This window comes from Xanthomonas sp. NCPPB 4037, assembly GCF_041475695.2.
Taxonomy (GTDB): domain Bacteria; phylum Pseudomonadota; class Gammaproteobacteria; order Xanthomonadales; family Xanthomonadaceae; genus Xanthomonas; species Xanthomonas campestris.
In genome coordinates this window covers 732,926-753,860 of record NZ_CM191261.1, presented here as the reverse complement: position 1 = coordinate 753,860, position 20,935 = coordinate 732,926, and the positions used below count along the sequence as shown (strand labels likewise).

The window sequence follows — 20,935 nt, the reverse complement described above, 5'->3', positions numbered from 1 at the left end:
AGTGGGGAATTGGCACAGCCAACCCGCTTTGACGATTCCCGATTCTCTATTCCCGATTCCCGCAGCTGGACTTACCAGCTGCCCGTGGTCTTGAACTCTTCGATGCCCTTCTTGAACGCGGCTTCGATGTCGTTGTCCCAACCGCCGGTGGTGTTGATCTTGGAGACCAGCTCACCCTGGGTGTTGGCGAAGTGCGCGTGCAGGCCTTCTTCGAACGCCAGCAGCTTGTTGACCGGCACTTCATCGAGGTAACCCTCGTTGACGGCATAGATCGACAGCGCCTGGTTGGCGATGGACATCGGCGCGTACTGCTTCTGCTTCATCAGCTCGGTGACGCGCTGACCGCGCTCGAGCTGCTTGCGGGTGGCTTCGTCCAGATCCGAGGCGAACTGCGCGAACGCCGCCAGCTCACGGTACTGCGCCAGCGAGATACGGATGCCGCCGGACAGCTTCTTGATGATCTTGGTCTGGGCCGCGCCACCGACGCGCGATACCGAGATACCGGCGTTCACGGCCGGACGGATGCCGGCGTTGAACAGGTCGGTTTCCAGGAAGATCTGGCCGTCGGTGATCGAGATCACGTTGGTCGGCACGAACGCGGAGACGTCGCCAGCCTGCGTTTCGATGATCGGCAGCGCCGTCAACGAACCGGTCTTGCCGGTCACCGCACCGTTGGTGAACTTCTCCACGTACTCCTCGGACACGCGCGCAGCGCGCTCGAGCAGACGCGAATGCAGATAGAACACGTCGCCCGGGTAAGCTTCGCGGCCCGGCGGGCGCTTGAGCAGCAGCGAGATCTGGCGGTAGGCCACGGCCTGCTTGGACAGATCGTCGTACACGATCAGCGCGTCTTCGCCGCGGTCCATGAAGTATTCGCCCATGGTGCAGCCAGCGTAGGGGCTGATGTACTGCATCGCGGCCGATTCGGACGCGGTCGCAGCCACCACCACGGTGTGCGCCAGCGCGCCGTTTTCTTCGAGCTTGCGCACGATGTTGGCAACGGTCGAGGCCTTCTGGCCGATCGCCACGTACACGCACTTGATGCCGGTGCCCTTCTGGTTGATCACCGCATCGATCGCCAGCGCGGTCTTGCCGGTCTGGCGGTCGCCGATCACCAGCTCGCGCTGGCCACGGCCGATCGGGATCATCGCATCGACCGACTTGTAACCGGTCTGCACCGGCTGGTCGACCGACTTGCGCCAGATCACGCCCGGGGCCACACGCTCCACCGGTGCGGTCTGGGTGGCGCCCAGCGGGCCCTTGCCGTCGATCGGCTCGCCCAGTGCGTTGACCACGCGGCCAAGCAGCTCAGGACCGACCGGCACTTCCAGGATGCGGCCGGTGGTCTTGGCCACGTCGCCTTCGCGCAGGTTCTCGTAATCGCCCAGCACCACCGCGCCGACCGAATCGCGCTCCAGGTTCAGCGCAAGCGCGAAGGTGTTGTTCGGCAGTTCGATCATTTCGCCCTGCATCACGTCGGCCAGGCCGAAGATGCGCACGATGCCGTCGGACACGCTGGTCACGGAGCCTTCGTTGCGCGACTCGGCGGACAGCTTGACCGCCTCGATGCGGGTCTTGATCAGGTCGCTGATTTCGGAGGGGTTGAGCGTGGTTGCCATCGTTCAGTCCTAGGTGCCGGCCGCGAGGGCCATGCGTTTATGTGAATTCAGTGGGCGAGCGAGTTCTGCAGGCGCGCAAGCTTGCCCTTCAGCGAGCCGTCGATGACCATCTCGCCGGTGTCGATCACCGCGCCGCCGATCAGCGAAGCGTCCACCGCGGTGGTGACATCCACCTCGCGGCCGAAGCGCTTCTTCAGCGCGGCAGTGATCGTGGCCAGCTCGGCCGGGCTCATGTCGGTGGCCGAGGTCACCGTCGCTTTCACGACGTGCTCGGCTTCGGCACGCAACTGCTCGTACAACCCTGCAATTTCCGGCAGCAGGGCCAGCCGTTGTGCATCGGCCAACAGGCCGAGAAAACGCTGATAGTCCGCTTCGGCAGCCGGCGGCGCCAGCAGCGTCACCGCCTGATCCTGGTGCAGCGCCGGATTCAGCAACAGCGCAGCCACGCGCGGATCGCCGGCGACCTGCGCCGAGAACGCAAGTGCATCGGACCAGGGCGCGAACTTGCCGCCCTCACGCGCAATCGCGAATGCGGCACGGGCGTAGGGACGGGCAAGTGTGAGGGCCTGGCTCATCGATCAGATCTCCGCTGCCAGTTCGTCGAGCAGTGCCTTGTGGGCAGTGGCATCGATTTCGCGCTTGAGCAGCTTTTCGGCACCGCTGACAGCCAGCGACGACACCTGACGGCGCAGTTCTTCGCGGGCACGGGTGGCCGATGCGTCGATTTCGGCCTGGGCCAGATCCTTCTGACGGTTGGCTTCGGCAATCGCTTCGAGCTTGGCCGCTTCGATGATCTGATTGGCGCGCGCGTGGGCCTGGTCGATGATCTCGTTGGCCTTGGTGCGTGCGTCCTTCAGCGCCTCGTTGACCTTCTCCTGCGCCTGCGCCAGATCCTTCTGGCTCCGGTCGGCCGCAGCCAGACCTTCAGCAATCTTTTGCTGACGCTCTTCGATCGCCTTCAACAGCGGCGGCCAGATTTTGGTCGCGACGATCCAGATCAGACCGGCGAAGGCCAGCGCCTGGGCAAAGATGGTAAGGGTGATGTCCATGGGTCGCTCAATCGCTCTTTAGGGGTGAAAGCGCCACCGCATGGCGACGCTTTCCGACCTTCATCCGCGGACGCAACCACCATGGCTGCGTCCACATCCTGCTACCGCTGGATCAGCCGGCAGCCTGCGACAGACGCTCGATGAACACCTGGGCCAGCGGGTTGGCGAAGGCGAACAGCAGGCCGACAGCGACGCTGATGATGAACGCGGCGTCGATCAGGCCGGCGGTGATGAACATGCGGACCTGCAGCACCGGGATCAGTTCCGGCTGGCGAGCGGCAGATTCCAGGAACTTGCCAGCCATGATGGCCAGACCGAGGCCGGCACCCAGCGCGGCCAGGCCGATCATGATGCCGACGGCGAGGACGGTGGAGCTCTGGACTTGGGCGAGGTTGGTCAGGACGGCGAGGTACATGGTGATCTCCGAACGAAAGTTTCTAAGGGTGATGGATAAATCGGGATAAAGCGGATGAAGGGTGAAACGAAACTCAGTGACTGTCTTCCGCAAGGCTCAGGTACACGATCGACAGCATCATGAAAATGAAGGCCTGTAGCGGAATCACCAACAGGTGGAACAGCATCCAGCCGAGGCCGAATACGCCGCCGGCAACCATGCCGGCGATGCCCGCACCGCCCAGCACCCAGATCAGCAGGAAGACGATCTCGCCGCCGAACATGTTGCCGAACAGTCGCATCGCCAGCGAAATCGGCTTGCTCAGCCACTCGACGATGTTCAGGAGCAGGTTGAACGGCATCATCCACTTGCCGAACGGCGCCGTGAGGAATTCCTTGGTCATGCCGCCCACGCCCTTGGAGCGCAGCGAGAAGACGATCATCAGGAAGAACACGCTGATCGACATGCCCAAGGTGGCATTGACGTCGGCGGTGGGGACCGGCTTCCAGGCGTGGATGCCAGCCCAGCCCAGCGGGATGGCGATGAAGTCGGCCGGGATCATCTTGATGAGATTCATCAACAGGATCCAGAAGAAGATCGTGATCGCGATCGGGGTCACCAGCTTGCTGGTGCCGTGATAGGTGTCCTTGGCCTGGCGATCGACAAATTCCAGGCAGATCTCGACAAACGCCTGCCATTTGCCCGGCACACCGGCAGTAGCATTGCGCGTGGCCATCCAGAATGCGAAGACCATCACCAGGCCCATCAACACGGCCATGACCAGGGTGTCGACGTGGATGGTCCAGAACGTGCCGCCGCCATCCCGCACCGGATAAACCAGGTTCTGCAGGTGGTGCTGGATATAGGAGGTAGGTGTTGCTGCCTCGCCCGCCATGTGTCCGGAGCCCTTTAAGTTCGAATCAACGCCTGGCCAGAGCCAGAACTTGAAAAATCAGCCCGATGGCGATACCCGCCAACAAGGCCAGAGGAGGCAGCCGCCACAGGGCAAAGCCCAGCGCCAGCGCCACGAAAACCAACACCCACTTCAGCACCATCGCCAGAATCAGACGGACCATGGCAATGCCCGCCGCCTGGATGCCGCCCCCCAGCGCCGTCCGCGCCGCCACCCAGCCGCCCAACACCGTCGCAAACCCGGTCAATGCCAGACCGGCAGAGTAACGGGGTCCCATCAGCAGCAACCCCAGACTGGTTATAGCTACAGCGGCAAGCGGATATACCGCAGCGCGCAGCATCAACCGCCGACCCGCGTCAACGGAGTTCAGCACTACGGGTACCTTGCGTGTGGATGGGTGGGAAGCGCAGATGCGCCTCGTCGAGCCGCGAAAGTATAGCAATTGGACAAATTGCGAGACAACCGGGAGAAGTCATGAACTTGTTGCGACGCACCATGCCGGTGCCACGCGATGGGAGGAACTTTGCCACAAACCGGCTGTCAGAACCTGCGAGGCCTGCACATCCTCGTCGAAAGGTTCCACTGCAGGCTGCGTCTAGGAGCCCTGGGAGACCGGGGCTCCTGCTTTTATGACGCATTTTGTCGCACCCCCACCTTCCCACCTCCGGTCCAATCCGCCGACCTCCGCGGCGGTGTGACAGCGCTTAGACACCACAATGGTGCGTATTGACCCGGATGTCGCGGGACAGGCAAAGCGGACCGTTTTGTCCGATTGCTAGGAAGTTCTTCACTTCGGTACCACAACGCTTTCACTTTTGGTGGACGCGCTTTTACCGATAGTGCGCGCCACAGGCCCGATCGCCTGCCTTCCAAGAATACGGAGCTCCCCATGAAACACCTGCTCGCACTGGCCATCCCGTGCGTTTTGGCCGCTGCCTATGCCGCGCCTGCCCACGCCGAAGATACCGATGATCGCTTCCAGATCCGTCTTGGCGCGATGAACATCGATAACGACAACACCCTGCGTGGCAACACCGTGGTGGCTGGCAACGAGATCGCCCTGGACCAGGATTTCGATTTCGGTGGCAAGGAATGGGAGCCGCGCATCGATGGCGTGTTCCGCATGAGCACCCGCCAGCGCTTGATCTTTGACTACTTCAAGTACGACAAGGATCGCCGCGAGACCCTGGGCGAAGACGTCAGCGCCGGTGGCTTCACCGTGCCGAGCGGCAGCTTCATCAAGGGCGAGCTCAAGTACCAGGTGGCCAGCCTGGTGTACGACTACTCGGTCGTCGACACTCCGGAATTCAGCCTGGGCCTGCAGATCGGTGCCGAATACGCCAAGGTCGAGGCCAACGCCTACGCCGACCTGGGTGATGTGTTCACCGGCGACGTGCTCGACGAGAGCGAAGACGGCGTGGCACCGGTGGTGGGTATCCGCTTCACCGCACGTCCGAGCGAGCATTGGCTGTTCAACGTGCAGGGCCAGTACCTCAACACCAGCTGGGGCGATTTTGGCGACTACTCGGGCGACCTGAGCCGTGCCAATGCGATGGCCGAATACCGCTTCACCAAGAACTTCGGCATCTTCGCCGGCTACGACTGGTTCAAGCTCGACGTCGACCAGCGCGGCAGCGATGGCCTGATCGGCCTGAAGCAGGAGTTCAAGGGCCCGGTTGCAGGCGTGACGTTCGCGTTCTGATCTGCGCTGCCCCCGTGTGACGCAACGCCCCGCCTTGCGCGGGGCGTTGTCGTTTTGGTGTCTGCGTCTGCGTCTGCATCTGCATCTGCGCGTTACTCCACGCGCTGCGTGCAGCGTGCGCAATGCACGACTGCTGCGTAAACCTGGGATGCGCGTCTGCGCGCCTCACCGCATACATACGTGCTTGCCCGCCGCGCGCTTAATGCGTGATCGCAGCGCCACCGCCAGCGGCTACCTGCTATCCAGGCTGATAAAAAACCGCACCACTGCACGTGTCACACACACTGCGCGTGCTGCGCGATAGATCGATGCTCGCGGGCAGAGCATCACGCGCTCATGCACTACACCGCACTGCCGCACTGCACTGCCCCGTAACACCGCAGCGCGGCGTCAGTTGCGACGGTTCAATCGGCGACGCGTTCGCCGCCCTTGATCACGCTCTCCACCTGCATCAGCACGCTCACGTCCTGCAGCGGATCGCCGCTCACCGCGATCAGATCGGCGTAGCGCCCCGGCGCGATGGCACCGACGTCGGCACTGCGCCCCAATGCATCGGCGGCGTCTACGGTGGCGGCGCGAATCGCCTCCAGCGGGGTCATGCCCCACTCCACCATCTTGGCGAACTGTCGCGCGTTGTCGCCATTGGGATATACGCCGGCATCGCTACCGAACACCAGCCGCACGCCCGCCGCATGTGCGGCGCGAAAGGTCTCGCGTTGCTTGCGCCCGATCTGGCGCTCCTTCTCCAGCGACTCGGCAAACAAACCGTTCTTTTCGCCCTCGGCCAGGATGTAGTCGTCGTTGTAGATGTCCATCGAAAACCAGGTGCCGCGCGCCTTGGCCAGCTTGAAGGATTCGGCATCGGCCAGGCTGGCGTGCTCAATGGTGTCGGCACCGGCGCGGATCGCATCGTTGATGCCGGCGGTGCCATGCGCATGCACGGCGACCTTCAAGCCCAGGCGATGCGCCTCGTCCACCAGCGCGCGCATTTCCTCCAGGCTGTACTGCTGCCCGCCAACGCTGTCGGTCTTGGACAGCACGCCGCCAGTGCCGCAGAACTTGATCACTTCGGCGCCGTATTTGCGCAGCGTGCGTACCGCTGCGCGGATCGCATCCGGGCCATCGGCCACACCGGGGCCGGTGACGCGCACCGATGGCGGGAACTCGGTGGCATCGCAGTGCCCGCCGGTCGCGCCGATGCCGTAGGTCGCCGGCACGATGCGCGGTCCCGGCACGGTGCCGCGCTCGATCGCCTGATTGAGCGCGACATCGTCATAGTTGAGCGAACCAACATTGCGCACCGTGGTGAACCCGGCGCGGAGCGTCTTGGCGGCATTGGCCACGCCCACCACGGTCCAGAAATTGTCGGTGTATTCCAGGCCCTTGTAGCCGCCCAACGTGGGATCCACGGTGAGATGCACATGCATGTCGATCAGCCCGGGCAACAGCGTGCGCTCGCCCAGGTCGATGCGCTGCGCCTGTGGTGGCACCGGGTCGCCCTGGCGACCGACACGCGTAATACGGCCGGCGACGACGTCGATCTGCGGGCGCTCCACATAGCGTCCTGCCTGCACATCCAGCAGGCGGGCGGCGGTGATGACGGTGGTCTGGGCCTGCGCGCTCAGCGACGTGCACGCGCACCCTGCGGCGACCAACAACGCCGACATCCTTACCTTGACCATCCGTTGTCTCCCCAGGCGCGAACCCGGTGTCCGCGGCTCGATGGTGCAAGCGCGCTGCCTGGCGTGCAAGCTGCGCTGCGGGGTCATGTTCGTGGTTGCAGCGTCGCGGTTGCAGCGGCGTCGCACGATGCTGCGGTGATGGAGCCACGTTCGCGCACGCAGTGGCGCGAGCGCGTGGCAGCACGCGCCACTGCTCGCGCAGGATGGGCAGGACGCGCCCAACGCTGCCCTTGCCGACACCGGCGCACATCACGCATGCCCTGGCATCGCCGTCGAGTCGACCTTCGAATCGGTTACGCGCAGGCATGCCCACGTAACGACAAACGCCCCGCAATGCGGGGCGCTGTCAGCACACAAGAAGCGGTGCGGCTTACTTCTTCTTGGGAATGTACAGATCGGTGATGGTGCCGTCGTACACCTCGGCCGCCATGCCAACCGACTCGCTCAGGGTCGGGTGCGCATGGATGGTGTGGCCAATGTCTTCGGCTTCGGCGCCCATCTCGATCGCCAGGCCGATTTCGGCCAGCAGATCACCGGCATGCACGCCGACGATCGCACCACCAATGATGCGGTGGGTGTCTTCGTCGAAGATCAGCTTGGTGAAGCCCTCGGTGCGGCCGATGCCGATCGCACGGCCGCTGGCGGCCCACGGGAACTTGGCCACGCCCACCTTCAAGCCCTTGGCCTTGGCCTCGGTTTCGGTGACGCCCACCCAGGCGATTTCCGGGTTGGTATAGGCAACCGACGGAATCACCCGCGCCACCCATTCCTTCTTCTCGCCAGCAGCCACTTCGGCGGCCAGCTTGCCCTCGTGGGTGGCCTTGTGGGCCAGCATCGGGTTACCGACGATGTCGCCGATGGCGAAGATGTGCGGCACGTTGGTGCGCATCTGCCGGTCCACCGGGATAAAGCCGCGTTCGGTGACGGTGACGCCGGCCTTGTCAGCGCCGATCTTCTTGCCGTTGGGCGAGCGACCCACCGCGACCAGCACGCGATCGAAGGCGGTGGCCTGCAGGCCAGGCTTTTCGCCTTCGGTAGCCGCTTCGAACGACACCGTGATGCCCTTGGCATCGGCGCTGACGTCGGTGGCCTTGGTCTTGAGATGGACCTCGACGCCCTGCTTCTTCAGGCGGTCGGCCAGTGGCTTGACCAGGTCCTTGTCGGCGCCCGGCATCAGCTGATCCATGAACTCGACCACGGTGACCTTGCTGCCCAGCGCGCTGTACACCGTGGCCATTTCCAGGCCGATGATGCCGCCGCCGACCACGAGCAGGGTCTTGGGGATGTCGTGCAGTTCCAGCGCGTCGGTGGAGTCCATCACGCGCTTGTCGTCCCACGGGAAGTTCGGCAGCTTCACCGCCTGCGAACCGGCGGCAATGATGCAGTGCTCGAAGCGCAGCAGTTGGGTCTTGCCGTCGTCGCCGACGATCTCCAAGTCGTTGGGCGAGACGAAGCTGGCCACGCCGGTGACGGTGCGCACCTTGCGCTGCTTGGCCATGCTGGCCAGGCCGCCGGTGAGCTTGCCGACCACCTTTTCCTTGTACTCGCGCAGCTTGTCCAGGGTGATCTTGGGCTGGCCGAAGTCCACGCCGAAGTCGCCGGCATGGGCCACTTCATCGATCACCGCGGCGGCATGCAGCAGCGCCTTGGACGGGATGCAGCCAACGTTGAGGCAGACGCCACCGAGGCTGGCGTAGCGCTCGATCAGCACCGTGTCCAAGCCCAGGTCGGCGGCGCGGAACGCGGCGGTGTAGCCGCCAGGGCCGGCGCCGAGCACCACCATCTTGCATTCGATATCGGCGGCCTTGCCGCTGGCCAGCGCCGGCTTGGGCGCGGCCGGTTCGGCCGGGGCGCGGTGCGACGGGGTCACCGGCGGCTTGCTGCCGGGTGCGGCGGCCGCGGGGGCCGCAGCAGGCGCAGCGACCTTGGTCTCGGCCTTCGGCGCGGCGGGTGCGGCAGCGGCCTCGCCTTCGGTCTCCAGCAGCAACACCACTGCGCCTTCGGACAGGTTGTCGCCAATCTTGACCTTGAGTTCCTTCACCACACCGGCGGCCGAGGACGGCACCTCCAGCGTGGCCTTGTCCGACTCCAGCGTCACCAGGCCCTGGTCCTTGACCACGCTATCGCCAACGGCGACCAGCACTTCGATGACGGGGACATCGCTGTAATCGCCGATGTCCGGAACCTTGATTTCAATGACCGCCATTTGCTTCTCCTGTGGCTTAACCGGCGGTGCCGGCAAGCGTCTGCTGGAGTTCATCCAGCGACGATTCGATTTGGGTCCAGCGCTTGTCGCGCTTCTTTTCCTTGCCTTCGCTGGCTTCGATCAGCAGCGCGGCCTGCTGCAACAGCAACTCGCCAACACCGCAGCTCGGGCGCGTGCCGCTGTAGCGCACGCCATCGACCAGGAACGACAGCACTTCGCCCTCGGTGACCGGCGCGGTCTGGCCGCTCGGTGCGAGCTGGGTCAGTGCCGTGGTCCAGCTGCCGACCAGGCGTTGCGCCAGTGCCGCCGGGATCGGGATCTCGACGGTTTCAGGGGTCTGTTCGGTGCGGAACTGCACCGCGCCGCGGTCGGTCTGGCTGACCCAGATGTAGACCCGCTCGTCGGCACGGCTGAAGCGCACCGTCCAGTCGCCGCCGGACTTGCCCGGCACCAGCGCGATGCCGCTTTCGACACCACGCGTGGGCAGGGTCAGCAACGACAGCATCGGCTTGGCGCCGCCATCCAGCAGCGTGGTCACCGCGGTGCCGTAGTTGCCCACCGCCGGCGGCCAACCGCGGCCCAGCGTGCTGGCGCACTCGCGTGCGGCCGCGGACGACCACGGCAGCACACCCAGCAGGGCGAGCGTCAGCAGCGCTGCTCTCACAGCAGGACGCGTCGCATGTCGGCGAGCACCTGGCTGAGATAGGTGGTGAAGCGCGCGGCCAGCGCGCCGTCGATGACGCGGTGGTCGTAGCTCAACGACAACGGCAGCATCAGCTTCGGTGCGAAGTCCTTGCCGTTCCAGACCGGCTGCATCGCCGACTTGGACACGCCCAGGATCGCCACTTCCGGTGCATTGATGATCGGCGTGAACGCGGTGCCGCCAATGCCGCCGAGCGAGCTGATCGAGAAGCAGCCGCCGCTCATGTCGGCCGGGCCCAGCTTGCCGTCGCGCGCCTTCTTGGCCAGCTCGCCACTTTCCTGCGCGATCTGCAGCACGCCCTTCTTGTCGACATCGCGGATCACCGGCACGACCAGGCCGTTCGGCGTGTCAGCGGCAAAGCCGATGTTGATGTACTTCTTCAGCGTGAGGTTTTCGCCGGCCGCGTCGAGCGAGGCGTTGAACTCGGGGAACTTCTTCAGCGCCGCGGCACTGGCCTTGACCAGGAAGGCGAGCATGGTCAGCTTGATGCCGGCCTTTTCGTTTTCCTTGTTCAGCGCCACGCGCAGAGCTTCGAGGTCGGTGATGTCGGCCGATTCGAACTGGGTGACGTGCGGAATCATGGCCCAGTTGCGCGCCAGGTTCGCGCCGGAAATCTTCTTGATGCGCGACAGCGGCTGGGTTTCGGTTTCGCCGAACTTGCTGAAGTCCACCTTCGGCCAGGCCAGCAGGTTCAGGCCGTTGCCACCACCGGCCGGTGCGGCACCGGCTGCGGCAGCCGCGCCGCCGCTGAGTGCGGCCTTGACGAAGCGCTGCACGTCTTCACGGGTGATCCGGCCACCCTTCTCGCTGCCCTTGATCTGGTTCAGATCCACGCCCAGCTCGCGCGCGAACACGCGCACCACCGGGCTGGCATACGGCACCTTGGACGGCAGCACGTTGTCGGCGTCGAAGGTCACCGGCGGGCTGCTCGGGGTGCCGGACGCTGCCTGGGCCGGCTGCGATGCCGCGGTGGAACGAGCCGACTGCACCTGCGCGATCTCGCGCTGGGCCAGCTTGTCCGGCTCGGCCGGGACGGCCACCGGCTCGACCTTGCCGGCGGTTTCAGCGGTGTCGGTGGTGGGCTTGGCCGGGGACTGCGCCGCACCGGCGCCGCCATCGCTGGCAGCGATGATCGCCACCAGATCGCCCTGCGACAGGCTGTCGCCGACCTTGACCTTGAGTTCCTTGATCACGCCGGCCACCGACGAGGGCACTTCCATCGTGGCCTTGTCCGATTCCAGCGTGACCAGGCTCTGGTCCTTGGCGACGGTGTCGCCCACCGCAACCAGCACTTCGATCACCGGCACGCCGCTGTAGTCGCCGATGTCCGGCACACGGGCCTCGACCTGACCGCCGTCGGACGCTGCAGCAGTCGCGGCCGGCTCGGCCTTGGCAGCCGGCGCAGGTGCGGCAGCAGGTGCGGCCTTGGCGGGCGCAGCGGCAGGCGCTGGCGCAGCAGCCGTCTCGGCACCGGCATCGGCCACTTCGATCAGTGCGACCAGCGCGCCCTGCGACAGGCTGTCACCGACCTTGACCTTGATCTCCTTGACCACGCCGGCCACCGACGAGGGGACTTCCATCGTGGCCTTGTCCGATTCCAGCGTGACCAGGCTCTGGTCCTTGCTGACCGTATCGCCGACCGACACCAGCACTTCGATCACCGGGACATCGCTGTAGTCACCGATATCGGGGACAAGTGCTTCCTTGATTTCGGCCATACGGGAACTCCGGCAACAGAATGGGGAAACCCCTATTGTGGCCGGCCGGGAGCCGCAGCGCCAACCATTGCCGCGGAAAAAATCGCACGCGTGGCGGGATGCAGCGTCCGCGCAGGGGCTGCACGCTTACTTGGCAGGGCGTCGATCCACCTGCAACAGCTGCAACGGCGCGCCTGACGGCAGACGATACGCCAGCGCATTGTCCAATGCGTCCAGCGCCTCCATCCGCGTGCACAACTGCTGCGCACGCGGCCGCAGCGCGCGCGCCTGCGGCTCGACCAGCCGCTCGATGCGCTGCTCCAGGCCGTCGAGCGAGCGCAGCTGCGTACCGTTGCCGGTCATCGCCGCCTGCACGGTGCTGGCCACGACATCGCCGATCAGTTGCGGCAGCATCTCCGCCACCAGCGTGCCGATTTCATCGTCGATATCTACCGGCGTCAGCTGGCTTTTGCCGAAGCTCTGCTTCAGGCGCAGGTCGACCTTGTCGCGCACGCTGGCCAGCTGCGTCCGGGTGGCCGACGGATCGCGGCTGAAACCGGCCGCCACTTCGCCGAGCGCGGTGATGGCGATATCGGCCGCCTCGCGCCCGACCTCCTGCGCCAGCGGCACCACGGCGCGGGTCTGCTGCTCGAACTGGACCAGACGGTTGCGATCGTCGTCGCTCAACGTCACCCAGCGGTCGTCGACGAACAGCGCGCCCTGGCGCATGACCAGCCGCTGCGGCGTGCCGCTGTCGCGGATCAGGATCAGGCTGCGCGGATTGAGCGTGAGGTCGTAGTCCGTGTTGACCTCGCAATGCAGCTCATCGGCGCTGGCCACACCACCAGCTGCGGCCAGGCAGGCGCCCAGTGCAATGGCGAACGTGGTCCGGTACGTGATTGCCATCCAGCTTCTCCCTTATGTGCTGTGGCCGATGATGCGCAGCGCGCCACCGCCGCGCGTGTGCCTAAGGCAGGCATGACTTCTGGCGGCGGGATGGTGCTGCATGCGCGGTGCAAACGCGCTGAGAACGTCCGCGTGAGCGATATGCCACGCCTTCCAGCTAGCGCAGCGCATCGCGCACGGGCTGCCACGCCGCGCACAACCGCGGCAGCGACCACGCAGCATTGGCCGGGCTGGTCGAGGGCACGGCCTGCACCGGTAGGCGCGTCAGCGGCGGCGACAACGCCGGTTGCACGTGGCGGCGCCACGCCTGCGCGGCGGCACTGCCGTTGCACACCACAAGGCGCAGCTGCGGCAGCGTGGTCAACCGCTCGGGCAGCGGATTGACCACGATGCTGCCCGGCACGATCGCCGCATCCAGGCTGCCGCGGCGTGCGCATTCGCCGATTACATCCCAGAGCCCGACACCGCGCGCGGCCAGTTGCTGCAGACGTGCGTCATACGGCGCGTCTGCATCGATGCCGAGCAATTGCTGCATCACCGGCCAGAAGCGATTGCGTGGATGTGCATAGTAGGCATGCGCATGCAATGAGGCGCTGCCGGGCATCGATCCCAGTACCAGCACACGGCAATCCGCGGCAATTTCTGCGGGCAATCCACGCAACAGCGGTGTTTGCATCGTCACGGCGAACGCATCTGCGTGAATGCACTTTCAGCGTTGAATCCAGCAATCACGGTCTTCTCGGGAAAGTTCCTGAACAAACGAAATTTTAGCGAGCCGCAGGTGGGCGTGGATTCAGATTTTCAGGAATAGCTTTGGCGCGGCCCACTCCAAGGGCCTAACAATAAGACGAGGAGACCCTCATGCGTTCCATTTCCATCCTGAGCCTGGCTGCTGTATCCGCACTTGCGATTGCACCGTCCGCGTTCGCGCAGGAGGCCACCTACACCGGTGACACCTCTTCGACCGCCATGTCCAGCAGCAGCGACACCGCATCCGGCAAGCATTGGGCCGTAGTCGGCGGCGTTGCGCTGATCAAGCCGAAGAACGACCCGGCTCCTGGCCTGGACGTCGACGGTGGCCCGGCGCCGACCCTGAGCGCCAGCTACTACATCAATGACAACTGGGCCGTTGAACTGTGGGGCGCAGCCGACAAGTTCAACCACCGCGTCAACGCCGATGGCGTGGGCAAGGTGGGCACTGTCGAGCAGCAGCCGATCGCCATCAGCGGCCAGTACCACTTCGGCCAGGCCGATAACGTGTTCCGTCCGTTCGTGGGCGTGGGCTACTACGAGTCGAACTTCAGCAACGAGAAGATCGACGCAGCCTCCACCACCGGTCAGCACGTGGGCCTGGATACCGCCAAGGGCGTGATCGGCACCGTGGGCGTGGACATGAACATCAACTCCACCTGGTTCGCACGCGCTGATGCCCGTTACATGCGTTCGCGTCCGGAACTGCGTGTGGGTGGTGCCGGTACCGGCAGCGAGCTGGAACTGGATCCGTGGACCGTCGGCTTCGGCGTCGGCGCGCGTTTCTAAGCGCAACGCCCAGGCAACACGCGCAAGCAACATGCGGGTGTATGAAAAAACGGGCCTTCGGGCCCGTTTTTTTTTGCGTTCACGGATGCTGCGATCGCGCCATGCGATTCAGCGCCAATAGACGCTGCCACGCAGGCGTGCGCTGCGCCAGCGCCACCACAGCAACGTGGCATACGCCAACGCGTAACCCAGCAACACACCGGCCGCGCCAAGCAGGCTGGCGTGGCTGAGCCAGCCTTCCACCGGCCACGGCACGCCGTGCCAGGTACTGCGCCAGCCCTGCACCAGGCCGGCAACGATTCGCACCAGGACCAAGCCGGTCAGCGCGAGCACCAGCCACAGGTTGGGCCGGTAGAACAGGCCCTGCGTGGTGCGTTCGAAGCGAGTCAGGCGCAGCGCCACCACTCCCAACACCAGCCCGCAGGCCCAGCCAAACGCGGCATGGCTGATCGCCCCCGGCCAGAACGCCGCGGCAATCAGCATGAACACCACGAACAGCACGCTTGAGACCGCCGCCGAGACCAGGTTGATCAGTAACAGCCAGCCGCGTGCCTGCCGGCGGGCGGTGCCGACGCGGAAGCGCTGCAGCAACGACAGCGGGAACAGCACCGCGAACACCGCCAGGGCGATGATCACGGCTAATGGAATGGCAAGCAGGAGGGGCATCAGGAGAGTATCGGTAGCGCAGTGTGAGGAAGAGCGTCGGCTGATTTGTGAGCCGGCAGGTGCAATGGAAACCGATGCGGAGTGTGGTGCGTGTCGACATACGCGTGCGGCAGGTCAGTCACAGATGCCGCAGCCGCTGCGGGCTGCGCCGATCAGCGTGCCGATCGATGCATCCATTGCAGAAAGTTCTGGCAGTGGTTTTTTGCAGCGCATTGGACAATGACACGGTTGCAGGGCCCCGCCCGCCCACCATCGCAGCGAACGCCGCATGTACGTCGCTGCAGTCTCCTTGGCGGGACCCATGCCGCCAAAGGTCCCGCGACGGTGGGCGGACAAAGGCCAGTCGCAATGGTTGGTGCGCACACGTTCAAGCAACGAACGTGCTGCGTTTGGCGCTCAGCAACCGGTTGGCAGGCGATGGCTGTTATCCGCGGCACTGCAGCGCAAGGCTGCGGACGCGACGCTGGCAATCGCCATCGCGCGCCCTGCCCGCGCGTGCGGCTAAGGCGCGCGCATCACCTGACTTCAGAACGCCGGCAGCACCGCGCCCTTGTACTTTTGCTCGATGAAGGCCTTCACTTCCGGGCTCGTCAGTGCCTTGGCGAGCTTCTGCACGCGCGGATCGTCCTTATTGTCGGCACGGGCGACCAGGAAGTTCACGTACGGCGAGTCCTTGCTTTCGATCGCCAGAGCATCGCGGGTGGGATTGAGCCCGGCATCGAGCGCGTAATTGGTGTTGATCAGGGCCAGATCCACCTGGTCCAGCACGCGCGGCAGCATCGCCGAATCGAGCTCGCGGAATTTCAGCTGCTTGGGGTTGTCCACGATGTCGCGCTGCGACGACAACGCATTGCTCGGATCCTTGAGTTTGATCACTCCGGCCTTGTCGAGCAGGATCAGCGCGCGGCTGTTGTTGCTCGGGTCGTTGGGAATGACCACGTCCGCGCCGCTGGGCAGGTCGGCCAGCGACTTGAAGCGCCGCGAGTACGCACCGAACGGTTCGATATGCACGCCCACCACGGTCACCAGCTGGCTCTTGCGGTCGCGGTTGTAGGCGTCCAGGTAGGGCTCGGTCTGGAAGTAGTTGACGTCGATCTGCTTCTGCACGACCTGGTCGTTGGGCTGCACGTAGTCGTTGAACACGCGCACGTCCAGCTTCACGCCGTCCTTGGCCAGCAGCGGTTCGACCACTTCCAGGATTTCGGCATGCGGGACCGCGGTGGCGGCCACGGTGAGGGTGTCACCGCCGCTGCTGCCACCGCCGCCGCAGGACGCCAGCGCCAGGGTGGCGGCAGCCAGAAGGGAACGAAACGCAAATGTGCTCATGTAGGGATCCGTGGGAGGAGGAGGACCGCGGCGCCGCCGCAGACGACAAACCTAGCAGACCGCCCGCGCCGGGGCGATGCAGGCGCGGGCCTGCCGGACTGCGGCAGCGCACGCGCCCACTGGCTGCGGTGGCGCACGCTGCCCCGTGCAGGCCAGCGATGGCCCCGAGGGCATCGGCCGCCGCCCGCAGGCCACGTGCTTCAACGGCGGCTGTAACGCGCAACCAAGCGGTCGCCGAGCATCTGCAGCAACTGCACCAGCACCAGCAGCGCGATGACGGTGATCAGCGCGACATCCGAATGCGAGCGCAGATAGCCTTCGCGGTAGGCCACATCACCCAGGCCGCCGGAGCCGATTGCACCGCCCATGGCGGTGAAGCCGATCAGCGCGATGGTGGTGACGGTGGCGCCAGCGATCAGGCCGGGCCGCGCTTCAGGCAGCAGCACACGCCAGACCAGTTGCCGGGTGGTCGCGCCCATTGCTTGGCTGGCCTCGATGATGCCGCGGTCCACTTCGCGCAGGGCGGTTTCCACCAGGCGCGCATAGAACGGCGCCGCGCCGACGACCAACGGCAGGATCGCGCCGCGCACGCCCAGCGAGGTGCCCATCAGCATCAGCGTGAGCGGGATCATCGCGATCATCAGGATGATGAAGGGCACCGAGCGCAGCAGGTTGATCACTGCGGCCAGCGCGCCGTACAGCACCGGCCGGCGGCGCAGCTGCGGCGCCCCGCACAGGAACAACGCCACGCCCAGCGGCAGCCCGATCAGCAAGGTCAACGGCAGGGCGCCGGCCAGCATCAGCAAGGTGTCCAGCGTGGCCTGGCCGATGTCGCCCCACTTGGCGGCATCGAGATTACGGAAGAAGCCGGGCGCGGCGGCGATGGGCAGCGGGTTCATACGCGCAGGTCCTCGACATGCACACCGGCGGCCACGAACCCGGCACGTGCCGCGTTCTGGTCGCCACCGGTCAGGGCAACGGTGAGCTGCCCGTAGGGCGTGTCCTTGATGCGGTCCACGCGCCCGGACAGGATGTTGTAATCCACACCGGTTTCGCGGGCGATGCGGCCCAGGACCGGCTCGTAGGTGCCGTTGCCCAGGAAGGTCAGCCGCACGATGCGCCCGCCCACCGCTTCGAAATCGCGGTGCAGCTCGGCTTCGTCCACATGCTCGGCTTCGGACACGAAGCGCCGGGTGGTGGGGTGCTGCGGATGCAGGAACACCTCCGTCACCGGGCCGGTTTCGACCAGCTTGCCGGCGTCCAGCACCGCAACCCGGTCGCAGACGCGGCGGATCACCTCCATCTCGTGGGTGATCAGCACGATGGTCAGGCCCAGCTCGCGGTTGATCTGCGCCAGCAGCTGCAGCACCGAGGACGTGGTCTGCGGGTCCAGTGCGCTGGTGGCTTCGTCGCACAACAGGATCTGCGGGCGGGTGGCCAGCGCCCGCGCAATACCCACGCGCTGCTTCTGCCCGCCGGACAGCTGCGCCGGGTATTTGGTGGCGTGCTGCTCCAGGCCCACCCGCGCCAGCAGTTCGGCCACGCGCGCATCGATCTCTGCGCGCGGCGTGCCGGCCAGCTCCAGCGGGAACGCCACGTTGCCGGCTACTGTGCGCGAAGACAGCAGGTTGAAGTGCTGGAAGATCATCCCGACCCGGCGCCGCAGCGCGCGCAGGCCGGTGCTGTCCAGCGCGGTGACGTCTTCGTCGCCAATCAACAGGCGGCCGCCGGTGGGCTCTTCCAGCCGGTTGATCAGCCGGATCAGCGTGGACTTGCCGGCGCCGGAATGGCCGATGATGCCGAACACCTCACCGGGGCCGATCCGCAGGTCGAGCGGATGCAGCGCCACGATCTGGCGACCGTCGACGGTGTAGGACTTGTGCAGGCGCTGGAACTGGATCACCGCGCGGGACCGATTGGGGGGTCGTGAAGCCTACCAGTCAATGTTCACAACCGGGAGTCGGGATTCGGGATTGGGGAATCGCAAGGACAACGACATTCCTGCTGTTGCCAATCCCGAATGCCGAATCCCGAATCCCTAATCACGGCCTATCCAGCGGCGGCGGCCTGTCGGCCTGCCGGATCCGCTCCCGGCGCAACAAATACAGGCCGCTGGCGACGATGATGCCGGCGCCGGTCCAGGTCCACGCGTCGGGCAGGGTCTGCCACAGCAGCCAGTCCCAGCCGATCACCCAGACCAGCCCGGTGTATTCGAGCGGGGCGATCATCGAGGCCTCGCCCCGCATGAAGGCCTGGGTCAGCGCCACCTGCCCCAACGCCCCGGCCAGGCCCATGCCGGCAATGAGCCAGGCGTGCTCGGCGCGCAACGGCGCCCAGTCCGGGATGGCCAGCAGGCCGGCGCCGATCGCCATGAACAGCAGGAACCACACCACCATCGCCTGCGGAGTGTCGGTGCGGGTCAACAGGCTCACGGTGATCGCGGCGATGGCATAGGCGGTGGCCGCCAGCAGCACCATCAGGCCGGGCAAGGAGATCAGCCCGTTCACGCCCGGCCGCAGCACCACGATCACGCCGACCAGGCCGATGGCAATGGCCGTCCAGCGCCGCGGCCCGACGTGTTCGCCCAGCAGCGGCACCGATAGCGCGGCCACCAGCAACGGCGCGACGAAATACAGCGTGTAGGCGGTGGACAGCGGCATGCGCTTCAGCCCGTAGACGAAGCAGCCGATCATCACCATGCCCAGCACCCCGCGCAGCAGATGCAGGCCCCAGCGCACCGGGATGATGGCGCGCGGCCCGGCGGTGGCGAACACCCACACCAGCACGAACGGCAACGACGCCGCGCCACGCAACAAGGTCACCTGCAAGGGCGGGTAGCTGGCCGACAACAGCTTCATGCCGGCATCCATCAGCGAAAAACACGCCACTGCCGCCACCATCCAGGCGATGGCAGGCAACGGGGAACGGGGGGCGGGCGCGGTCAAAGACATGCGGCATTATCGCCGGGGCAGACGGTGGTTCGCGACCGCTGCGGTGCATGCAGCGCCTGCGCTGCCCGGCGTCGCGCAGGTCTGGGCGGGCGTAATCGCGTGCAGCTGCGCGCGGGCTGCATCGTCGATGTGCGTGCTTGGCATTCGCGCACACGCCCATCCCTGCCAGCCGCAACCGGCGCAGGCGCCAACGCTGCCCCTGTCATCGCATGCGGGTGGGTCTTAAACTGGCTGCCGATCTTTTGAAGAGGAATTGCCATGCCGTCCTTCGACGTGATTTCCGAAGTCGACAAGCACGAACTGACCAATGCGGTGGATCAGGCCAACCGCGAGCTGGACACCCGCTTCGACTTCAAGGGCGTGGAAGCCAAGTTCGAGCTCGAAGACGGCAAGGTGATCAACCAGTCCGCACCCAGCGATTTCCAGGTCAAGCAGATGACCGACATCCTGCGCGCGCGCCTGCTGGCCCGTGGCATCGATGTGCGCTGCCTGGAATTTGGCGATGTGGAGACCAACCTGGCCGGTGCGCGGCAGAAGGTCACCGTCAAGCAGGGCATCGAGCAGAAGCAGGCCAAACAGCTGGTGGCCAAGTTGAAGGAAGCCAAGCTCAAGGTCGAAGCGCAGATCAACGGCGACAAGCTGCGCGTCACCGGCAAGAAGCGCGACGACCTGCAGGACGCGATCACAGTGTTGAAGAAGGCCGACTTCGAGCTGCCGCTGCAGTTCGACAACTTCCGCGATTGATGCGGCGTTGAGTGCCTGACTGATGCATCGATGGTGAGTGGGCGGCTGGCGCGCCATGGCCGTCGCCCGCTCCGCTGGCAGCAGCAGAGCGAACCGTCACCCGCGCGCGCAGCGCGTGCCCAAAGCCCGATCGCATACACTGGCGCGCCATCACGCTGCTGCCGCCACGATGACCTCCACACCCGACCCCACCGATCCCCTGATCGCCACCCGCCAGTGGATCGAGCGCGCGGTGATCGGCCTGAACCTGTGCCCGTTCGCCAAGGCGGTCTACGTCAAGGAACAGGTGCGGCTGGTGCTCAGCGATGCGAGCACGCCCGAAGCGCTGCTGGAACAGCTGGCCGAGGAACTGGTGCTGCTGCGCGACACGCCGGCCGAGCAGATCGACACCACGCTGATCGTGCACCCGGACGTGCTCACCGATTTCCTGGACTACAACGACTTCCTCGACAACGCCGACGCGGCAGTGGAGGCGCTGGATCTGCAGGGCGTGCTGCAGGTAGCCAGTTTTCATCCGGACTATCAGTTTGCCGGCGCCGCAGCCGATGACGTGGCCAACTTCACCAACCGCTCGCCCTTCCCCACCCTGCACCTGTTGCGCGAAGACAGCGTGGAACGCGCGGTGGCCGCCTTCCCGGACCCGGATGTGATCGTGGAGCGCAATATCGAAACGCTCGAACGCCTTGGCCGCGATGGCTGGGAGCGGGTGTTGCACGGCACCGCGCACTGAGGCACCGCGCATTGCCATGTCGCCTGCATGCGGGCGGCGTGGGCCTCACATCCGCGCGCTGACATGCGCCGATCAGGCCGGGTTACAGCTGCGCGTTCGCAGGGCCAG

The 20,935-nt window shown here is 65.7% G+C and carries 21 protein-coding genes; 4 read left to right on the top strand and 17 right to left on the bottom strand.

The window, feature by feature from the left end; genetic code table 11:
* Positions 1-71 precede the first annotated feature (71 nt).
* The 6 genes from atpA to ACCQ01_RS03340 form a co-directional block, all read right to left on the bottom strand.
* On the bottom strand, positions 72-1,619 hold the full coding sequence (gene atpA, locus ACCQ01_RS03365; RefSeq protein WP_011035799.1) for a F0F1 ATP synthase subunit alpha: 1,548 nt from the start codon (positions 1,617-1,619) through the stop codon (positions 72-74).
* Positions 1,620-1,666: 47 nt separating this feature from the next.
* Entirely contained in the window at positions 1,667-2,194 is a 528-nt protein-coding gene (locus ACCQ01_RS03360) for a F0F1 ATP synthase subunit delta (RefSeq protein ID WP_011035798.1), read from the bottom strand.
* Between the two features lie 3 nt (positions 2,195-2,197).
* The gene (locus ACCQ01_RS03355) at positions 2,198-2,668 is read right to left on the bottom strand and encodes a F0F1 ATP synthase subunit B (protein ID WP_011035797.1); all 471 of its coding nucleotides are present in this window, start codon (positions 2,666-2,668) and stop codon (positions 2,198-2,200) included.
* 112 nt (positions 2,669-2,780) lie between these two features.
* Complete coding sequence (gene atpE, locus ACCQ01_RS03350) at positions 2,781-3,083, bottom strand: F0F1 ATP synthase subunit C (RefSeq protein WP_002814105.1); 303 nt, start codon at positions 3,081-3,083, stop codon at positions 2,781-2,783.
* A 73-nt stretch (positions 3,084-3,156) separates the two neighbouring features.
* On the bottom strand, positions 3,157-3,957 hold the full coding sequence (atpB, locus tag ACCQ01_RS03345; protein WP_011035796.1) for a F0F1 ATP synthase subunit A: 801 nt from the start codon (positions 3,955-3,957) through the stop codon (positions 3,157-3,159).
* Between the two features lie 25 nt (positions 3,958-3,982).
* Positions 3,983-4,348, bottom strand: a complete 366-nt coding sequence (locus ACCQ01_RS03340; RefSeq protein WP_011035795.1) for a hypothetical protein — start codon at positions 4,346-4,348, stop codon at positions 3,983-3,985.
* A gap of 516 nt (positions 4,349-4,864) precedes the next feature.
* Here ACCQ01_RS03340 and ACCQ01_RS03335 point away from each other — a divergent pair.
* Positions 4,865-5,677 (top strand): hypothetical protein, encoded by an 813-nt coding sequence (locus ACCQ01_RS03335; protein ID WP_042594608.1) that lies wholly within the window; start codon positions 4,865-4,867, stop codon positions 5,675-5,677.
* A 404-nt stretch (positions 5,678-6,081) separates the two neighbouring features.
* Here the strand turns inward: ACCQ01_RS03335 and ACCQ01_RS03330 are convergent, their stop codons facing one another.
* The 6 genes from ACCQ01_RS03330 to ACCQ01_RS03305 form a co-directional block, all read right to left on the bottom strand.
* Positions 6,082-7,359 carry a Xaa-Pro dipeptidase gene (locus ACCQ01_RS03330; RefSeq protein ID WP_228431447.1) on the bottom strand — a complete coding sequence of 426 codons (1,278 nt, stop codon included), beginning with the start codon at positions 7,357-7,359 and terminating at the stop codon, positions 6,082-6,084.
* 370 nt (positions 7,360-7,729) lie between these two features.
* A complete protein-coding gene (gene lpdA / locus ACCQ01_RS03325) occupies positions 7,730-9,565 on the bottom strand; it encodes a dihydrolipoyl dehydrogenase (protein WP_228431446.1) in 1,836 nt (611 codons plus the stop codon).
* A 16-nt stretch (positions 9,566-9,581) separates the two neighbouring features.
* Positions 9,582-10,229, bottom strand: a complete 648-nt coding sequence (locus ACCQ01_RS03320) for a hypothetical protein (protein WP_228431445.1) — start codon at positions 10,227-10,229, stop codon at positions 9,582-9,584.
* Positions 10,226-11,986 (bottom strand): dihydrolipoyllysine-residue acetyltransferase, encoded by a 1,761-nt coding sequence (gene aceF / locus ACCQ01_RS03315; protein WP_228431444.1) that lies wholly within the window; start codon positions 11,984-11,986, stop codon positions 10,226-10,228. Before aceF ends, ACCQ01_RS03320 begins: the two co-directional genes overlap by 4 nt.
* A 126-nt stretch (positions 11,987-12,112) precedes the next feature.
* A complete protein-coding gene (locus ACCQ01_RS03310; protein WP_070691697.1) occupies positions 12,113-12,871 on the bottom strand; it encodes a YggN family protein in 759 nt (252 codons plus the stop codon).
* Between the two features lie 157 nt (positions 12,872-13,028).
* Positions 13,029-13,547: a DNA-deoxyinosine glycosylase gene (locus ACCQ01_RS03305; RefSeq protein WP_228431623.1), complete on the bottom strand. Its 519-nt coding sequence runs from the start codon at positions 13,545-13,547 to the stop codon at positions 13,029-13,031.
* Positions 13,548-13,732: 185 nt separating this feature from the next.
* Between ACCQ01_RS03305 and ACCQ01_RS03300 the strand changes: the two genes are divergently transcribed.
* Positions 13,733-14,410 (top strand): OmpW/AlkL family protein, encoded by a 678-nt coding sequence (locus ACCQ01_RS03300; RefSeq protein ID WP_040941858.1) that lies wholly within the window; start codon positions 13,733-13,735, stop codon positions 14,408-14,410.
* A 108-nt stretch (positions 14,411-14,518) separates the two neighbouring features.
* Here the strand turns inward: ACCQ01_RS03300 and ACCQ01_RS03295 are convergent, their stop codons facing one another.
* The 5 genes from ACCQ01_RS03295 to ACCQ01_RS03275 all read right to left on the bottom strand — a co-directional run bounded on the left by ACCQ01_RS03295 (position 14,519) and on the right by ACCQ01_RS03275 (position 19,353).
* Positions 14,519-15,076, bottom strand: a complete 558-nt coding sequence (locus ACCQ01_RS03295; protein WP_228431443.1) for a CcdC protein domain-containing protein — start codon at positions 15,074-15,076, stop codon at positions 14,519-14,521.
* 525 nt (positions 15,077-15,601) lie between these two features.
* Positions 15,602-16,402 carry a MetQ/NlpA family ABC transporter substrate-binding protein gene (locus ACCQ01_RS03290; RefSeq protein WP_011038711.1) on the bottom strand — a complete coding sequence of 267 codons (801 nt, stop codon included), beginning with the start codon at positions 16,400-16,402 and terminating at the stop codon, positions 15,602-15,604.
* A gap of 200 nt (positions 16,403-16,602) precedes the next feature.
* Complete coding sequence (locus ACCQ01_RS03285) at positions 16,603-17,301, bottom strand: methionine ABC transporter permease (RefSeq protein ID WP_228431442.1); 699 nt, start codon at positions 17,299-17,301, stop codon at positions 16,603-16,605.
* The gene (locus ACCQ01_RS03280; protein ID WP_070691693.1) at positions 17,298-18,305 is read right to left on the bottom strand and encodes a methionine ABC transporter ATP-binding protein; all 1,008 of its coding nucleotides are present in this window, start codon (positions 18,303-18,305) and stop codon (positions 17,298-17,300) included. Before ACCQ01_RS03280 ends, ACCQ01_RS03285 begins: the two co-directional genes overlap by 4 nt.
* Positions 18,306-18,444: 139 nt before the next feature.
* Positions 18,445-19,353 (bottom strand): DMT family transporter, encoded by a 909-nt coding sequence (locus tag ACCQ01_RS03275; RefSeq protein ID WP_228431441.1) that lies wholly within the window; start codon positions 19,351-19,353, stop codon positions 18,445-18,447.
* Positions 19,354-19,611: 258 nt separating this feature from the next.
* On the opposite strand from ACCQ01_RS03275, the gene ACCQ01_RS03270 reads away from it, so the two are divergent.
* Together ACCQ01_RS03270 and ACCQ01_RS03265 are read left to right on the top strand one after the other, a co-directional pair.
* The gene (locus ACCQ01_RS03270; protein ID WP_228431440.1) at positions 19,612-20,097 is read left to right on the top strand and encodes a YajQ family cyclic di-GMP-binding protein; all 486 of its coding nucleotides are present in this window, start codon (positions 19,612-19,614) and stop codon (positions 20,095-20,097) included.
* A 169-nt stretch (positions 20,098-20,266) separates the two neighbouring features.
* On the top strand, positions 20,267-20,827 hold the full coding sequence (locus tag ACCQ01_RS03265; protein ID WP_014506499.1) for a DUF1415 domain-containing protein: 561 nt from the start codon (positions 20,267-20,269) through the stop codon (positions 20,825-20,827).
* The last annotated feature ends 108 nt before the right edge of the window (positions 20,828-20,935 follow it).